At 65.0% G+C, this 13,705-nt stretch carries 11 protein-coding genes; 5 read left to right on the forward strand and 6 right to left on the reverse strand.

Annotation, left to right across the window (positions count from 1 at the left end; all coding sequences use genetic code 11):
• Positions 1 to 20 precede the first annotated feature (20 nt).
• Genes NKJ57_RS17550 through NKJ57_RS17570 form a run of 5 tightly spaced genes read left to right on the forward strand, consistent with a single transcriptional unit; the run spans position 21 to position 4,744 of the window.
• Positions 21 to 821: an ABC transporter ATP-binding protein gene (locus tag NKJ57_RS17550; RefSeq protein ID WP_352511468.1), complete on the forward strand. Its 801-nt coding sequence runs from the start codon at positions 21 to 23 to the stop codon at positions 819 to 821.
• Positions 818 to 1,567 carry a branched-chain amino acid ABC transporter ATP-binding protein gene (locus tag NKJ57_RS17555; protein ID WP_352511466.1) on the forward strand — a complete coding sequence of 250 codons (750 nt, stop codon included), beginning with the start codon at positions 818 to 820 and terminating at the stop codon, positions 1,565 to 1,567. Before NKJ57_RS17550 ends, NKJ57_RS17555 begins: the two co-directional genes overlap by 4 nt.
• Positions 1,564 to 2,472, forward strand: coding sequence for a branched-chain amino acid ABC transporter permease (locus tag NKJ57_RS17560; RefSeq protein WP_023710022.1), 909 nt, complete (start codon positions 1,564 to 1,566; stop codon positions 2,470 to 2,472). The genes NKJ57_RS17555 and NKJ57_RS17560 overlap by 4 nt, the downstream gene beginning before the upstream one ends.
• The gene (locus NKJ57_RS17565; protein ID WP_352511592.1) at positions 2,469 to 3,452 is read left to right on the forward strand and encodes a branched-chain amino acid ABC transporter permease; all 984 of its coding nucleotides are present in this window, start codon (positions 2,469 to 2,471) and stop codon (positions 3,450 to 3,452) included. The genes NKJ57_RS17560 and NKJ57_RS17565 overlap by 4 nt, the downstream gene beginning before the upstream one ends.
• Positions 3,449 to 4,744, forward strand: coding sequence for an NAD(P)/FAD-dependent oxidoreductase (locus NKJ57_RS17570; RefSeq protein ID WP_352511465.1), 1,296 nt, complete (start codon positions 3,449 to 3,451; stop codon positions 4,742 to 4,744). Before NKJ57_RS17565 ends, NKJ57_RS17570 begins: the two co-directional genes overlap by 4 nt.
• 132 nt (positions 4,745 to 4,876) lie before the next feature.
• Here NKJ57_RS17570 and NKJ57_RS17575 read toward each other — a convergent pair whose 3' ends face one another.
• The 6 genes from NKJ57_RS17575 to NKJ57_RS17600 form a co-directional block, all read right to left on the reverse strand.
• Complete coding sequence (locus tag NKJ57_RS17575; protein ID WP_023740574.1) at positions 4,877 to 7,714, reverse strand: nitrate reductase; 2,838 nt, start codon at positions 7,712 to 7,714, stop codon at positions 4,877 to 4,879.
• A 3-nt stretch (positions 7,715 to 7,717) separates the two neighbouring features.
• Entirely contained in the window at positions 7,718 to 8,047 is a 330-nt protein-coding gene (nirD, locus tag NKJ57_RS17580; protein ID WP_023740573.1) for a nitrite reductase small subunit NirD, read from the reverse strand.
• Positions 8,048 to 8,052: 5 nt separating this feature from the next.
• On the reverse strand, positions 8,053 to 10,503 hold the full coding sequence (nirB, locus tag NKJ57_RS17585; protein WP_023740572.1) for a nitrite reductase large subunit NirB: 2,451 nt from the start codon (positions 10,501 to 10,503) through the stop codon (positions 8,053 to 8,055).
• A 4-nt stretch (positions 10,504 to 10,507) separates the two neighbouring features.
• The gene (locus NKJ57_RS17590) at positions 10,508 to 11,305 is read right to left on the reverse strand and encodes an ABC transporter ATP-binding protein (RefSeq protein WP_023667847.1); all 798 of its coding nucleotides are present in this window, start codon (positions 11,303 to 11,305) and stop codon (positions 10,508 to 10,510) included.
• Between the two features lie 10 nt (positions 11,306 to 11,315).
• The gene (gene ntrB, locus NKJ57_RS17595; protein ID WP_023682697.1) at positions 11,316 to 12,206 is read right to left on the reverse strand and encodes a nitrate ABC transporter permease; all 891 of its coding nucleotides are present in this window, start codon (positions 12,204 to 12,206) and stop codon (positions 11,316 to 11,318) included.
• A gap of 92 nt (positions 12,207 to 12,298) precedes the next feature.
• Complete coding sequence (locus NKJ57_RS17600; RefSeq protein ID WP_352511463.1) at positions 12,299 to 13,627, reverse strand: CmpA/NrtA family ABC transporter substrate-binding protein; 1,329 nt, start codon at positions 13,625 to 13,627, stop codon at positions 12,299 to 12,301.
• Between the last annotated feature and the right edge of the window lie 78 nt (positions 13,628 to 13,705).

A 13,705-nucleotide genomic window follows, 5' to 3' on the forward strand; every position in this document is an offset into this window, starting at 1 on the left:
GTCTTCGGCCAGAGGGTTTGATGAGCGATGCAGCGCAGCGCCAAAGGCAGGAGACCCGTGCGCCGGTACTGACGGCGCGAAACGTCGTCAGGCGTTTTGGCGGTCTTGTCGCCGTCAGCGATGTCTCGTTTGATGTCAAAGCGGGCGAAATCCTCGGCCTGATCGGACCCAATGGAGCCGGCAAGACGACCATGTTCGACCTGCTCGCCGGCAGCATATTGCCAACCAGCGGCGATATCCTGCTCAATGGCACGCGCGTCTCCGGCGAAGCCGCTCATCTGCGTATCGGCCGTGGTCTTGGACGCACCTTCCAGATCCCACGCCCGCTGCCCAATCTGACGTTGATCGAAAACATCATGCTGGCGGCACAGGGCCAAGCCGGCGAAAAATTGCTCGCCAACTTCGTCACGCCTTGGCGAGTGGCGGCACAGGAAAGAGCGGCCAGGGCAAAGGCACTCGAGCTGCTCGAGCTCGTCTCGCTCGCTCGGCTGGCGCACGAACCGGCGCGCGTGCTTTCCGGCGGTCAACGCAAGCTGCTCGAACTCGCCCGCGTCATGATGGCCGATCCGGCGATCATCCTGCTCGACGAACCGGCCGCCGGCGTCAACGCGACGCTGCTCGAGATCATCATCGACCGCATCCGCGACATCAACGCGCACGGCATCACCTTTCTGCTGATCGAGCACAATATCGACATGGTGACGCGGCTCTGCCATCGCGTCCTCGTCATGGCGAGCGGCCAGTTGCTCAGCGAAGGCACGGCGGAAGAGGTCGCCCGCGACCCGCGCGTCATCGAGGCCTATCTCGGAGGTGCGGCATGAGCGAAACTGTCCTCAACGTCCGCAATCTCGAGGCCGGCTATGAGCCCGGCGTGCCGATTGTGCGCGGCGCCTCGATCACCGTCGGCAAGGGGGAGATCGTCGTCGTGCTCGGCGCCAACGGCGCCGGCAAGTCGAGCTTCATCAAGGCGATCGCCGGCCTTGTCCCGATCACCGGCGGCGCGGTGTTCCTGGACGGCAAGGACATAACCGCCGCGCCGGCCCACACCATCGTCCGGCTCGGCCTCGCCTTCGTACCGCAGACGGAGAACATCTTTCCGCTGATGTCGGTCGAGGACAATCTGAAAGTCGCCTGCGGCATCCTCGAGCGACGCGAAATCCCTGCCCGCATCGAGGAAATGTATGCGGCCTTCCCCGACCTCGTCCGCCAGCGCCGCACCGCCGCCGGCAATCTGTCGGGCGGACAACGGCAGATGCTTGCCGTCGCACGCGCCCTGATCGTCCATCCCAAGGTGCTGGTGCTCGACGAGCCGTCGGCCGGCCTGTCGCCGAAATTCGTATCGACGGTGTTCGAGATGCTGGCCGGCATCCGCAAGTCCGGCGTCACCATCCTGCTGGTCGAACAGAACGCCAAGGCAGCGCTTGCCATCGGCGACCGCGCCTATGTGCTGGTCGACGGCAAGGACCGGCACGAGGGCGTTGCTTCCGAACTGTGGAACGATCCTGTCGTCGCCGAACTCTATCTCGGCCAACGCCCGTCCCCCGTCGGCAAGGGAGGCGCGGCATGAGCCTGCAATTTGTCGTCGATGGGCTGCTGACCGGCTCGATGATCGGCCTTGGCGCCATCGGCGTGACGCTGACCTACTCGATCCTGCGCTTCTCGAACTTCGCCCATGGCGACTTCATGGCCTGGGGCACCTATGCGACGCTCGCCGTCGTCAGCGCCATCGGCGCGATGTTCGGCAAGGTGGCGCCCATTGGTCCGCTGTCCTTCGGCTGGCCGCTGCTGGTTGCGCTGGTTGTCGGCATGGCTTTCACCGCCCTGCTGGCGCTGTTGCTCGACAAGGTGCTGTTTTCGCGACTGCGTTCGCAGGGGCAAGCCATCATCGTGGTGATGGCGAGCTTCGGCGCCTCGATGGCGCTGCGCAGCCTGCTCGAATTCACCTTCAGCTCACGCCCGACCTATTTCAGCCGGGCGATCCAGATCGCCATGCCGGTCGGCTTCGGCATCCGCATCACGCCCGATCAGATCGCGCTGCTGCTGCTGACCGCAGTGCTGGTGCTCGGCGTGCATCTGTTGATGACACGCACGCAGACCGGCCGCTCCATGCAGGCGCTGAGCCAGAATGCGGCCCTGGCCCGCATCGTCGGCATCGATGTTGCCTCCGTGGTGCGCGTCACCTGGATCATCGGCGGGGCGCTGGCCTGCGTGGCCGGCGTGATGATCGGCATTCTGGTGCAGATCCGCCCGTTCATGGGCTTCGACATGCTGCTGCCGATGTTCGCAGCCGCCATCCTGGGCGGCATCGGCAGCATACCGGGCGCCGTGCTCGGCGGCTTGATCATCGGTCTTGCCGAAGCCGGTGCGGTGCAGCTGATCGGCGCCGAATGGCGCGCCGCAATCTCCTTCATCATCCTGATGGCGGTGCTGTTCGTGCGGCCGATCGGCCTGTTTGGTGTGAGGGAACGCTGATGGACCTGCTCGGCTACGGCGCATTCTTCCTGACCACCGCACTGATCTTTTCGCTGGTCACACTGGGGCTCAATCTGCAGTGGGGGCTGACTGGCCTTTTCAATGTCGGCCTTGCCGGATTCGTCGCCATCGGCGCCTATACATCGGCGCTACTGACGACCCCGGACGATGCCGCGCGCTTCGGCGGCTTCGGTCTGCCGATCCTGGTCGGCTGGGCGGGCGCCATGGTCGTCGGCGGTATCGCCGCAGCACTTACCGGCATGGCCACGCTGCGTCTGCGATCCGACTACCTGGCGATCACCACCTTCGGCGTCGCCGTCGTCGTGCAGCTGGTCGCGCTCAACGCGCAGAAACTCACCGGCGGCCCGTTCGGCATCGGTTTCATCCCGCGCCCGTTCGGCGGCCTTGCCGAGACGCCGCTGCTGTTCAACCTGTCGAACCTTGCGGTCGTTTCGGCGGTGACGCTGATGGCCTATCTCGCTCTGGAGCACCTGTCGCGCAGTCCGTGGGGCCGCGTGCTCAAGGCGCTGCGCGAGGACGAGCGAGCGGCGATTTCGCTGGGCAAGAGCGCGCGCTTCTACCGCGTTCAGGCCTTCGCCGTCGGCGGCGCCATCATGGCGCTGGCAGGGGCTTTGCAGGCGCATTTCACCGGCTTCATCGCGCCGGACAATTACCTGCCGATCCTGACCTTCCAGGTCTGGGTGATGCTGATCGTCGGCGGCTCGGGCAGCAATGCCGGCGCCATCGCCGGCAGCATCCTGGTCTGGGCGATATGGGCGGGGTCGGGCACGCTGACCAGCGTGCTGTTTGCGCCCGAGCAGCAGGCACGCGCGGCCTCACTGCAGATCGTCGCCATCGGCGTCATGCTCTGCGTCATCCTGCTGATCCGGCCGAACGGATTGTTCGGCGACCGACCGCGCCGGCCGAAGCCCGGCAAACAGACAAAGGCGGCGGCCAGCGAGAACGAGGCCGGGCCATGAATGCCATGATCCGGCAAGACGTGCATGGCGTTTCACTCTGGCATGCCGTCAGCCGCAACCGCCGCGACCGGGGCACGCTGCAAGGCGGGCTCGACGTCGATCTCGCAATCGTTGGCGGCGGCTTTTCCGGCCTGTCGACGGCATTGCATGCCGCCGAGAAAGGGCTTTCGGTCGCGGTCCTCGAAGCCGAATTCCTTGCTTGGGCTGCGACCGGCCGGAATGCCGGCTTCGTCGTTCCGAACTTCGCCAAGCGGGATCCAGACGACATCATCGCCGAACTCGGACCCGAGCGCGGCGGGCGCCTGGTTGACTTCGCCGCCGGCAGCGCCGACCTGGTCTTCGGGCTGATCAAGCGGCACGGCATCGAATGCGACGCTGTGCAGAATGGTTGGATCCAGCCGGCGCATTCGTCCGCCGCGCTGGAAAAAACGCGATCGCGCGCCGAGCAATGGGCGGCGCGGGGCAGGCCGACCGTTGCGCTCGATGCCATGGCGGTCACGGAGCTCACCGGCATCGACGGCTATGCCGGCGGCTGGATGGACAGATCTGGCGGCGTCCTCAATCCGGTCGAGTATGCGCGCAGCCTAGCCGATGCCGCCGAAAAAGCCGGCGCGCGGATCTTCGAGCAGACGCGCGTCGCTTCCATTGACCGCGCTGCGGATGGCTGGACCTTGACGACCGCATCCGGCGCCGTGCGTGCGGGCAAGGTGGTGATCGCCACCAACGCCTATGGCGGGGCACTGAACCGGACACTGGCGCGGACCTATATCCCGCTGAAAGTCTTCCAGATCGCCACTGCGCCGCTGTCGCGGGCCATACGCGCGCGCCTGCTGCCCGGCGGCCAGGGCGTCGGCGACACCAGGCGCAACCTGTTCACGTGCCGCTTCGATGGCCAGAACCGGCTGATCAGCGGCGGCATGCATGTCGTCGGAGCCGGCGCCGAGACGCGCATGCCGCAAACGATCTGGCGACGGCTCGCCAGGCATCTCGATTTGCCTGACCTGCCGCCGCTTGCCTACAGCTGGACAGGCGTGGCGGCGGTGATGCCGGATTTCCTGCCGCGTCTCATCGACCTCGGCCCGGGCCTGATCGCCGGCTTCGCCTGCAACGGTCGCGGCATCGCCATGACCACGGCAATGGGCAAAGTGCTGGCGGACTGGGCGAGCGGAACGGACGCCCGCGATCTGCCGCTCCCCTTCGCGCCGCCAGCGCCGATCCCGCTGCATAAGCTCGTGCGCTATGCACCGAATATGCTGCTCCCCTGGAGCATCCTGCGCGACCGGCTGGATTAGACAGCCAAGCCAGGTGATCCCCCCTGCCGGCGCGCTCATGGCGGCCCGAAAAGGACCGCCACCACCTTCCGCAATCGATGACCATGGTGGCCCAAGAGGATATCGTCAGATCCCCTCCCCAGCCAGCCGCATCTACTCCGCAGCCTGAACCCGATTGGCCTGGATGACCGCCCGGATCTCGGACCGGCAGGAGCCGCAATTTGTGCCGGCCTTCAGGGCGCCGCCTATGGCTTCGACTGTCGCGCACCCGGCTGCCACTGCCGCCGCGATCTGGTTGACCCCGACGCTGAAACAGGAGCAGACGGTCGCGCCCGCATCGGGCCGATCGGCGCCGGCGCGACCGGCGACGATCCTGAAGCGTTCGCGCTGGCTGGTGTGAACCTCCTGGAGTTGCTGTGCCGCCCAACCCCGCGAAACCGCCACCGGTCCCGACGCGATAAACAAAGCCCCGGCGAGGTGCTGGTCGTCGAAGGCAGCAATACGATGCTGGCCGGTATCGCGGTCGTGATAAGCGAGCGTATCGGCTACGGGAACATCGAAAAGCGAACCAGCAAAACCGGCCCAGTCGATGTCGTCGTCAGCAAAGGCAAGCTCCACCCGCCAGCCGCCCTTGCATTTGGCCACGGCCCAGTAATCTGCTGCGACCGCCACCGGCTTGCGGCGCACCACGGCGAAGCCGAAGGCTCTCGCGGCGAACTTCTCGATGCGGGCGCCGACATGTTTCAGCGCAGGCTGACCGGAAACCGGATCGGTCAGAGGCGCGGTCAGCGTGTCGAGCCGGCCTTTTGCCGAAAACTGGTCAGTCCAGTGCATCGGCGCAAACACGCTGCCCTGGCGCTGGCGTGCCGTCACCAGCGCGCGCACCAGCACATCGCCGCGCGGGCTGGAGACGCGCACGATGTCGGCGTCGCCAATGCCGTGATGCGTGGCATCCGCCGGGTGGATCTCTACAAAGGGCTCGGCCATGTGCTGGGAGAGACGTGGGCTTTTCCCAGTGCGGGTCATCGTGTGCCAATGGTCGCGAACACGGCCGGTGTTGAGGATCAGCGGATAGTCCGGGCTGGTGTGTGTCTCGACGATGGGACGAATGGCGATGAAGCGGGCCTTGCGGTCGGGATTGTAGAAATTGCCGTTGGCGAAGAAGCGGGTGCTGGAAGGGTCAAGTCCCGCTTGAACACCCCCCTCTGTCCTGCCGGACATCTCCCCCGCAAGGGGGGAGATTGGCAGCTTTGACGCCGGCATATCTTCTGCATCGTTGGTAATTGGCGAAGGCCGAGGCGACGGCTGATCTCCCCCCTTGCGGGGGAGATGGCCGGCAGGCCAGAGGGGGGTGGCTGGGCTCGGCGCCGGCCATTGGAAAGGCTCAAGCGCTGCATAGGCCTCCTTATCAACACCAGCATAAGCGCCAATATCAAAATCCCGTGCGCCGTCATTCTCGAACCCGGACAGCGCGGCGTGTCCGGCGAAGATTTCCGCTGGCGACGAATAGGAAAACGCCTCGTCAAACCCCATCCGCTTGCCCACCTCGGCGACGATCAACCAATCCGGCCGCGCCTCACCGGGCACAGCAAGAAAGCTGCGCTGGCGCGAGATGCGGCGCTCTGAATTGGTCACGGTGCCGTCCTTCTCGCCCCATGCGGCGGCGGGCAGCCGCACATGGGCGTGGCGCATGGTGTCCGTGCTCGCCAGCACATCCGAAACCACGACGAACGGGCAAGCCTTGATCGCCCCCTCGACCGCATCGGCATCCGGCATCGAGTCGACCGGGTTGGTGGCCATGATCCACAATGCCTTGATGCGGCCGGCGGCCACCGCCTGAAACATCTCGACCGCCTTCAGACCGGGCTTTGGGGCGACGGCCGGCGCATTCCAGAAACGCTGCACGCGGTCGCGGTGCTCGGGGTTTTCGATCTCCATATGGGCGGCCAGCATATTGGCCATGCCGCCGACCTCGCGGCCGCCCATGGCGTTGGGCTGGCCGGTCACTGAAAACGGTCCTGCCCCAGGTTTGCCGATGCGGCCGGTGGCGAGATGGCAGTTGATGATGGCGTTGACCTTGTCAGTGCCCGAAGACGACTGGTTCACGCCTTGGCTGTAGACCGTCACTGTCTTTGCGGTGGTGGCAAACAGGCTATAAAAGCGGGCAAGCTCCTCTTCGCTCAAGCCGGTGGCGGCGGCAACGCCGGCAAGATCGAGTTTCGAGGCAGCGAAGAGCGCTTGCCCGAAGCCGGTCGTGTGGGCGGTGATGTAAGCGCGGTCGAGTGCGTTGTGCTGGCCGAGCCAGGCGAGCAGACCAGTGAACAAAGCAACGTCGCCATCCGGCGCGATCGCTAGGTGAATGTCGGCGATATCAGCGGTCATGGTGCGGCGAGGGTCGACCAGCACGACCTTCATCTCCGGTCGTTTTTCCCGGGCCGCCGCGATGCGCTGGAAGAGCACGGGATGGCACCAGGCGAGATTGGAGCCGACCAGCACGATCAGGTCGGCGAGCTCGAGATCCTCGTAGGTGCCGGGCACGGTGTCGGAGCCGAAGGCGCGGCGGTGGCCGGCAACCGAGGAGGCCATGCATAGCCGCGAATTGGTGTCGATGTTGGCCGAGCCGATGAAGCCCTTCATCAGCTTGTTGGCGACATAATAGTCTTCGGTCAGCAACTGGCCGGAGACATAGAAGGCGACGGAGTCCGGACCGTGCTCGGCGATGGTTTGCGAAAAGGTCGAAGCGACGAGATCGAGCGCTTCGTCCCAGCCGGCACGGCGGCCGCGGATTTCCGGGTAGAGTAGCCTGCCGTCGAGGTCGATGGTTTCGGCGAGGGCCGAGCCCTTGGAGCAGAGCCGGCCGAAGTTCGCTGGATGGTCGGGGTCGCCGCGGACGCTGACTTCACCGTCCGCGGCGACCTTCGCCAGCACGCCGCAACCCACTCCGCAATAGGGGCAGGTGGTCCTCACCTCGCGCGCTTCGCCAAGTTCCATGCTTCAGGCCGCGCGGCTGGCCAGCGCTTTCAGCGCAATGAACAGGTGCTCGCCCTCGATGCGCACAGGAATGGTGCGCACCGCGCCCTGGTCGGCGCCGAGCGCCTTGCCCGTCTCCAGCGAGATGACCCAATTGTGCAAGGGGCAGGTGACGGCGGTGCCATGGACGATGCCTTGGCTCAGCGGCCCACCCCTGTGCGGGCAATGGTCGTCGATGGCGTAGACCTGATCGTCCTGCGTGCGGAAGACGGCGATCTTACCCTCGGGTGTAGCGATACAGCGCGCGCCACGGCGCGGGATGTCGGAGAGTGAGCCGATCGATATCCAGTCCATTTTGATCACTCCGCCGCCTGCGCAAACCCGACCGAAGCCATCGGCCTGAACTCGTGCTTGTCCTTGCCGGAGACGCGTTCCGACCACGGGTCGACCTGGGCGAATTTCTGGCTGAAGACGAAGCGCTCGTAATAGGCCTTGCGCTTGGCGCCGTCGTCCATGATCTGGCGCTTGATCTCGGGGATGCCGATGCGCTTGACCCATTTGTAGATACGCTCGAGATAGCGGCCCTGCTCGCGATACATCTGCGTCAGCGCCACGATAAGCTCCAGCGCCTCGTCCTCGGTCTTGACCAGGCCAAGCACTTCGGTGCCCTTGATGTCGAGGCCGGCGGCGCCGGCGAAATGGATCTCGTAGCCACTGTCGACACAGATCACGCCCACATCCTTGCAGGTCGCCTCGGCGCAGTTGCGCGGACAGCCCGACACCGCCATTTTGACCTTGGCCGGCGTCCACGAGCCCCACATGAATTTCTCGATGCGAATGCCGAGGCCGGTCGAATCCTGCGTGCCGAAGCGGCACCAGTCGGAGCCGACACAGGTCTTCACCGTGCGCAGACCCTTGGCGTAGGCATGGCCAGAGACGAAGCCGGCCTGGCCGAGATCGGCCCAGACCGCCGGCAAATCCTCCTTGCGGATGCCGAGCATGTCGATGCGCTGGCCGCCGGTGACCTTGACCATCGGGATCTCGAACTTGTCGACGACGTCGGCGATGGCGCGCAGTTCGGCGGCGTTGGTGACGCCGCCCCACATGCGCGGCACCACCGAGTACGTGCCGTCCTTCTGGATGTTGGCGTGGACGCGCTCATTGATGAAGCGCGACTGGTAGTCGTCGGCATAATCGTTCGGCCAGTCGCAGACGAGGTAGTAGTTGAGCGCCGGTCGGCATTTGGCGCAGCCGCAGGACGTCGTCCATTCCAGCTCCTGCATGACGGCGGGAATGGTCTTCAGGCTTTTGGCGATGATCAGCCGGCGCACCTCGTCGTGACCGAGCGTGGTGCAGCCGCACATCGGTTGCACGGCGGCCGGGTTGTACTTGTCGCCGATGGTCAGCACCATCAGCTTCTCGACCAGCCCGGTGCACGAGCCGCAGGAAGCCGATGCCTTGGTGTGCGCGCGCACGTCGTCGAGCGAAGCCAGGCCCTTGGCCGTGATCGCGCCGGTGATCTTTCCCTTGCAAACGCCGTTGCAGCCGCAGATTTCCGCATCATCCGGCAAGGCTGCAACGGCCGCCATAGGGTCCAGCGGGGCACCTCCCTGGTAGGACTGGCCGAAGATGAGCGTGTCGCGCATCTCCGATATGTCGGTCTGCTTCTTCTTGAGGTCGTTGAACCAGGCGCCGTCAGCCGTCTCGCCATAAAGCACGGTGCCGATGATGCGGTCGTCTTTCAGGACAAGGCGCTTGTAGACGCCGGCGGCGGCATCGCGCAGCACGATCTCCTGGCGGTCCTCGCCTTCGGCGAAGTCGCCAAGCGAGAACAGGTCGATGCCGGTGACCTTGAGCTTGGTCGGCGTGTCCATGTGGACGAAGGCCGCTGCCTCGTTGCCGGCCAACTGGTTCGCGGCAACGCGCGCCATCTCGTAGAGCGGCGCGACTAGCCCGTAGACCTGGCCGTAGACCTCGGCGCATTCGCCGAGCGCGTAGATGTCGGGGTCGTTGCTGCGCATGCCGGCATCGACGACAATACCACGATTGACGGCTATGCCGGCCTCCCTGGCCAGCGCCGCATTCGGCCGGATGCCGACCGCCATCACCACCAGCGTTGCCGGGATAATAGTGCCGTCGGCAAGCTCCACCTGCCCGACCTTGCCGTTGCCGGTGATCGCCTGGGTGTTGGCCTTGGTGATGACCTTGATGCCGCGCTGTTCCACCGCGCGCTGCAGGAGATAGCCGGCGGCTGGATCGAGCTGACGCTCCATCAATGTCGGCATGACATGCAGCACGGTGACGTCCATGCCTTGGGCGTTCAAACCTGCTGCCGCCTCCAGCCCGAGCAGGCCGCCGCCGATGACCACGGCCTTGGCCCGCGACTGGGCGGCAAGCATCATGGCCTGAACATCGTCGAGGTCGCGATAGGTCAGCACGCCCGGCAGATCGTGACCGGGCACCGGAATGATGAAAGGCACCGATCCGGTGGCGATGACGAGCTTGTCGTAAGGCTCGGTGACGCCGTGATCGGAGGTGACGGTCTTGGCCGCCCGGTCGATGGCGACGATCTTGTGACCCTTGTAGAGGGTGATGTTGTTGGCGATGTACCAGCCGTCGCCGTGGATGATGATTTCCTCATAGGCCTTTTCGCCGGAGAGAACCGGCGACAGCATGATGCGGTCGTAGTTCACCCGCGGCTCGGCGTTGAAGATGGTCACGGTGTAGCGGCCCGGCGCCTGTTCGAGCAGATGCTCCAGCATGCGCCCAGGGGCCATGCCGTTGCCGATGATGACGAGTTTTTCGGTCATGGCGTTACTCCGCGGCTTCGACGAAGCGGTGGCGTTCATAGAGGAACTTCAGCACCGCTTCGCGGCAGCGCAGGAAGGTGCGGTCGGAAGAGAGTTCGACGCGTCGACGCGGCCGCAGCAGCGGCACCGCAAGCACCTCGCCGATGGTTGCCGCCGGACCGTTGGTCATCATGACGATGCGGTCGGACAACAGCACCGCCTCGTCGACATCGTGGGTGATCATGATCGTCGTCGAGCCGAGCCTGGAATGGATGTCCATAACCGCATCCTGCAGATGGGCGCGCGTCAGCGCGTCGAGTGCCCCGAACGGCTCGTCGAGCAACAGGATCTTCGGCTCCATGGCAAGCGCCCGGGCAATGCCGACGCGCTGCTTCATGCCGCCCGATATTTCGGCCGGCCGCTTGTCCTTGGCATGGGCCATCTGCACGAGATCGAGATTGCGCATGATCCAGTCATGTCGCTCGGTCCTGCTCTTGGAACGGCCAAAGACTTTCGACACCGCCAGGCTGATGTTTTCGTAGACGGTGAGCCATGGCAGCAGGCTGTGGTTCTGGAACACCACGGCGCGCTCGGGTCCGGGGCTGTCGACCTCCTTGTTTTCAAGCAGCACGGCGCCGGCGGAAACCTTGGTCAGCCCGGCGATCAGATTGAGCAAGGTCGACTTGCCACAGCCGGAATGGCCGATGATGGAGACGAATTCGCCCTTGTCGATGGTCAGCCTGATGTCCTTGAGCACCTCGCTGACCTGACCGCCGCGGGCAAAGGATTTGTCGATATGGTCGAGCTTCAGATAGGCCGTCATCGCCCTCTCCTCACTTTGCCGTTGTGCCGCGGGTGACGAAAGCGCCGACCGCAGCGACCAGGCGGTCGAGGCAGAAGCCGGTGACGCCGATATAGGCGAGCGCGACGATGATGTCGGGCAGCCGCGACGAGTTCCAGGCGTCCCAGATGAAGAAGCCGATGCCGACGCCGCCGGTCAGCATTTCGGCGGCGACGATGGCGAGCCAGGACAGGCCGATGCCGATTCTGAGGCCGGTGAAGATGTAGGGTGCGGCGGCCGGAACCATGATCTTGACGAAGAATTCGAACTGGTTGAGCCGCAAGATGCGCGAGACGTTGCGGTAGTCTTCCGGAATGTTTCGCACGCCGACGGCGGTGTTGATGATGATCGGCCAGATCGAGGTGATGAAGATAACGAACAGCGCCGACGGGCTGGAATCGCGGAAAGCAGCCAGCGACAGCGGCAACCAGGCCAGCGGCGGCACGGTGCGCAGTATCTGGAACACCGGATCGAGGCCACGCATGGCCCAGATCGACTGGCCGACCAGGGCGCCGAGCGCGACGCCGACGATCGCCGCCAGGCCGAAGCCGATGGCGACGCGCTGCAGAGAGATCAGCACCCGCCACGCAAGGCCGATATCCTGCGGGCCGTTGTTGAAGAACGGATGCGCGATCAGGTCATAGGCCTCGTTCCACACCTGGCTGGGCGGCGGTAGGCTGGCGGTCGGCGACGAGCAGGCGATCTGCCACACGACCAGCATGAAGGCGATAACGATGACCGGCGGCACCAGGGCGGTGGCCAGCCTGCCGGCGATCGCGATCGGGTCGAAGCGGCGCCGCGCTTTGGCGGTGAAAGCGATGACCGCGGCAGGCTTCGCGGGGAACGCCTTCACCGTGGTTTCCTCAATGGCTTGGATGGACATGTCTGACAATAACTCCGGGGTCGATGCGGGCGACAACGGCGAAGCGCCGTTGCGCTGGGGCGACAAACGGCGCAACGCACCGTTTGCGCTGGTCAAGCCGATGCCTTGATCTTCAGGCTGTCGAGATAGGCCGACGGGTTGGCCGGGTCGAAAATCTTGCCGTCGAAGAAGGTCTCGACGCCGCGCGACGACGAGGCCGGAATATCGGCTGCGGCAACGCCGAGATCCTTCGCCGCCTCGCGCCAGATATCCTCGCGATTGACCTGATCGACCAGCGTCTTGATGTCGGTGGTCGGCGCGAATTTTCCCCAACGGATGTTTTCGGCGAGGAACCAGCTGTCGTGGCTCTTGTAGGGATAGGAGACGCCACCCTTCCAGAATTTCATGTAGAGGTCAGTGCCGGTGGCCACGCGGCCATTGCCGTAGTTGATGTCGCCCTTGAGGCGGCCGATAATGTCGGCGACAGGCACGTTCATCCATTGCCGCTTGCCGATGATGGCGGCCATCTCGTCCTTGTTCTCCGTGGCCTCGCACCATTGCTGGGCCTCCATGACGGCCATCACGATCGCCTTGGTGGCGTTCGGGTATTTGTCGATGAATTCGGCGCGCAGGCCGAGCGCCTTTTCGGGATGACCCTTCCACAGTTCGCCGGTGGTGGCGGCGGTGAAACCAACGCCTTGGTGGACGAGCTGTTCGTTCCACGGTTCGCCAACGCAGAACACGTCCATGTTGCCGACTTTCATGTTGGCGACCATCTGCGGCGGCGGCACGACGATGGTCGAGACGTCCTTGTCGGGATCGATGCCGCCGGCGGCCAGCCAATAGCGCAGCCACAAATCATGCGTGCCGCCCGGGAATGTCATGGCGGCCTTGATTTCCTTGCCAGCCGCCTTCTTGGCGGCGAAGGCGTCCTTCAGCTTGGAGGCGTCGAGACCGACACCGGTGCCGGCGTATTCCTGCGCAACCGAAATGCCCTGGCAGTCGTAGTTGAGCCGCGCCACGATAGCCATCGGCATCGGCTGGTTGTTCTGCGTCACCTTGCCGATGTGCATGAGATAGGGCAGCGGCGTCAGGATGTGAGCGCCGTCGATGCCGTTGGCTGCGCCGCCGAGCATCAGATTGTCGCGCGTCGCGCCCCAGGAGGCCTGCTTGAGCACCTCGACGTCGGGCATGCCGAACTTGACGAACAGCCCCTTCTCCTTGGCGATCATCAGCGGCGCCGCGTCGGTCAGCGCGATGAAGCCGAGCTTGGCGCCGGTGATCTCGGGAGCGGTCGTGGCGGCATAGGCGCCCGAGGGGAAGAGCTTGCGGGCCGCCACGAACAGGCCGGCCGTCATGGCGCTGCTGACAAGAAAATCGCGGCGCGTCACATCCTTGAGCGATGTTCCCGTCCCGATCCATTTCCCTATTTTTTCTTTCATCGTGATCTCCGGTTGAACGCGAGGGCTTCGTCGAGTGGCCCAAAACAAAAAAGCCGCCGTCCAGGCCTCGCGCGTCCG

The organism is Mesorhizobium sp. M0077, from assembly GCF_040322955.1.
In the GTDB taxonomy this organism is placed as follows: domain Bacteria; phylum Pseudomonadota; class Alphaproteobacteria; order Rhizobiales; family Rhizobiaceae; genus Mesorhizobium.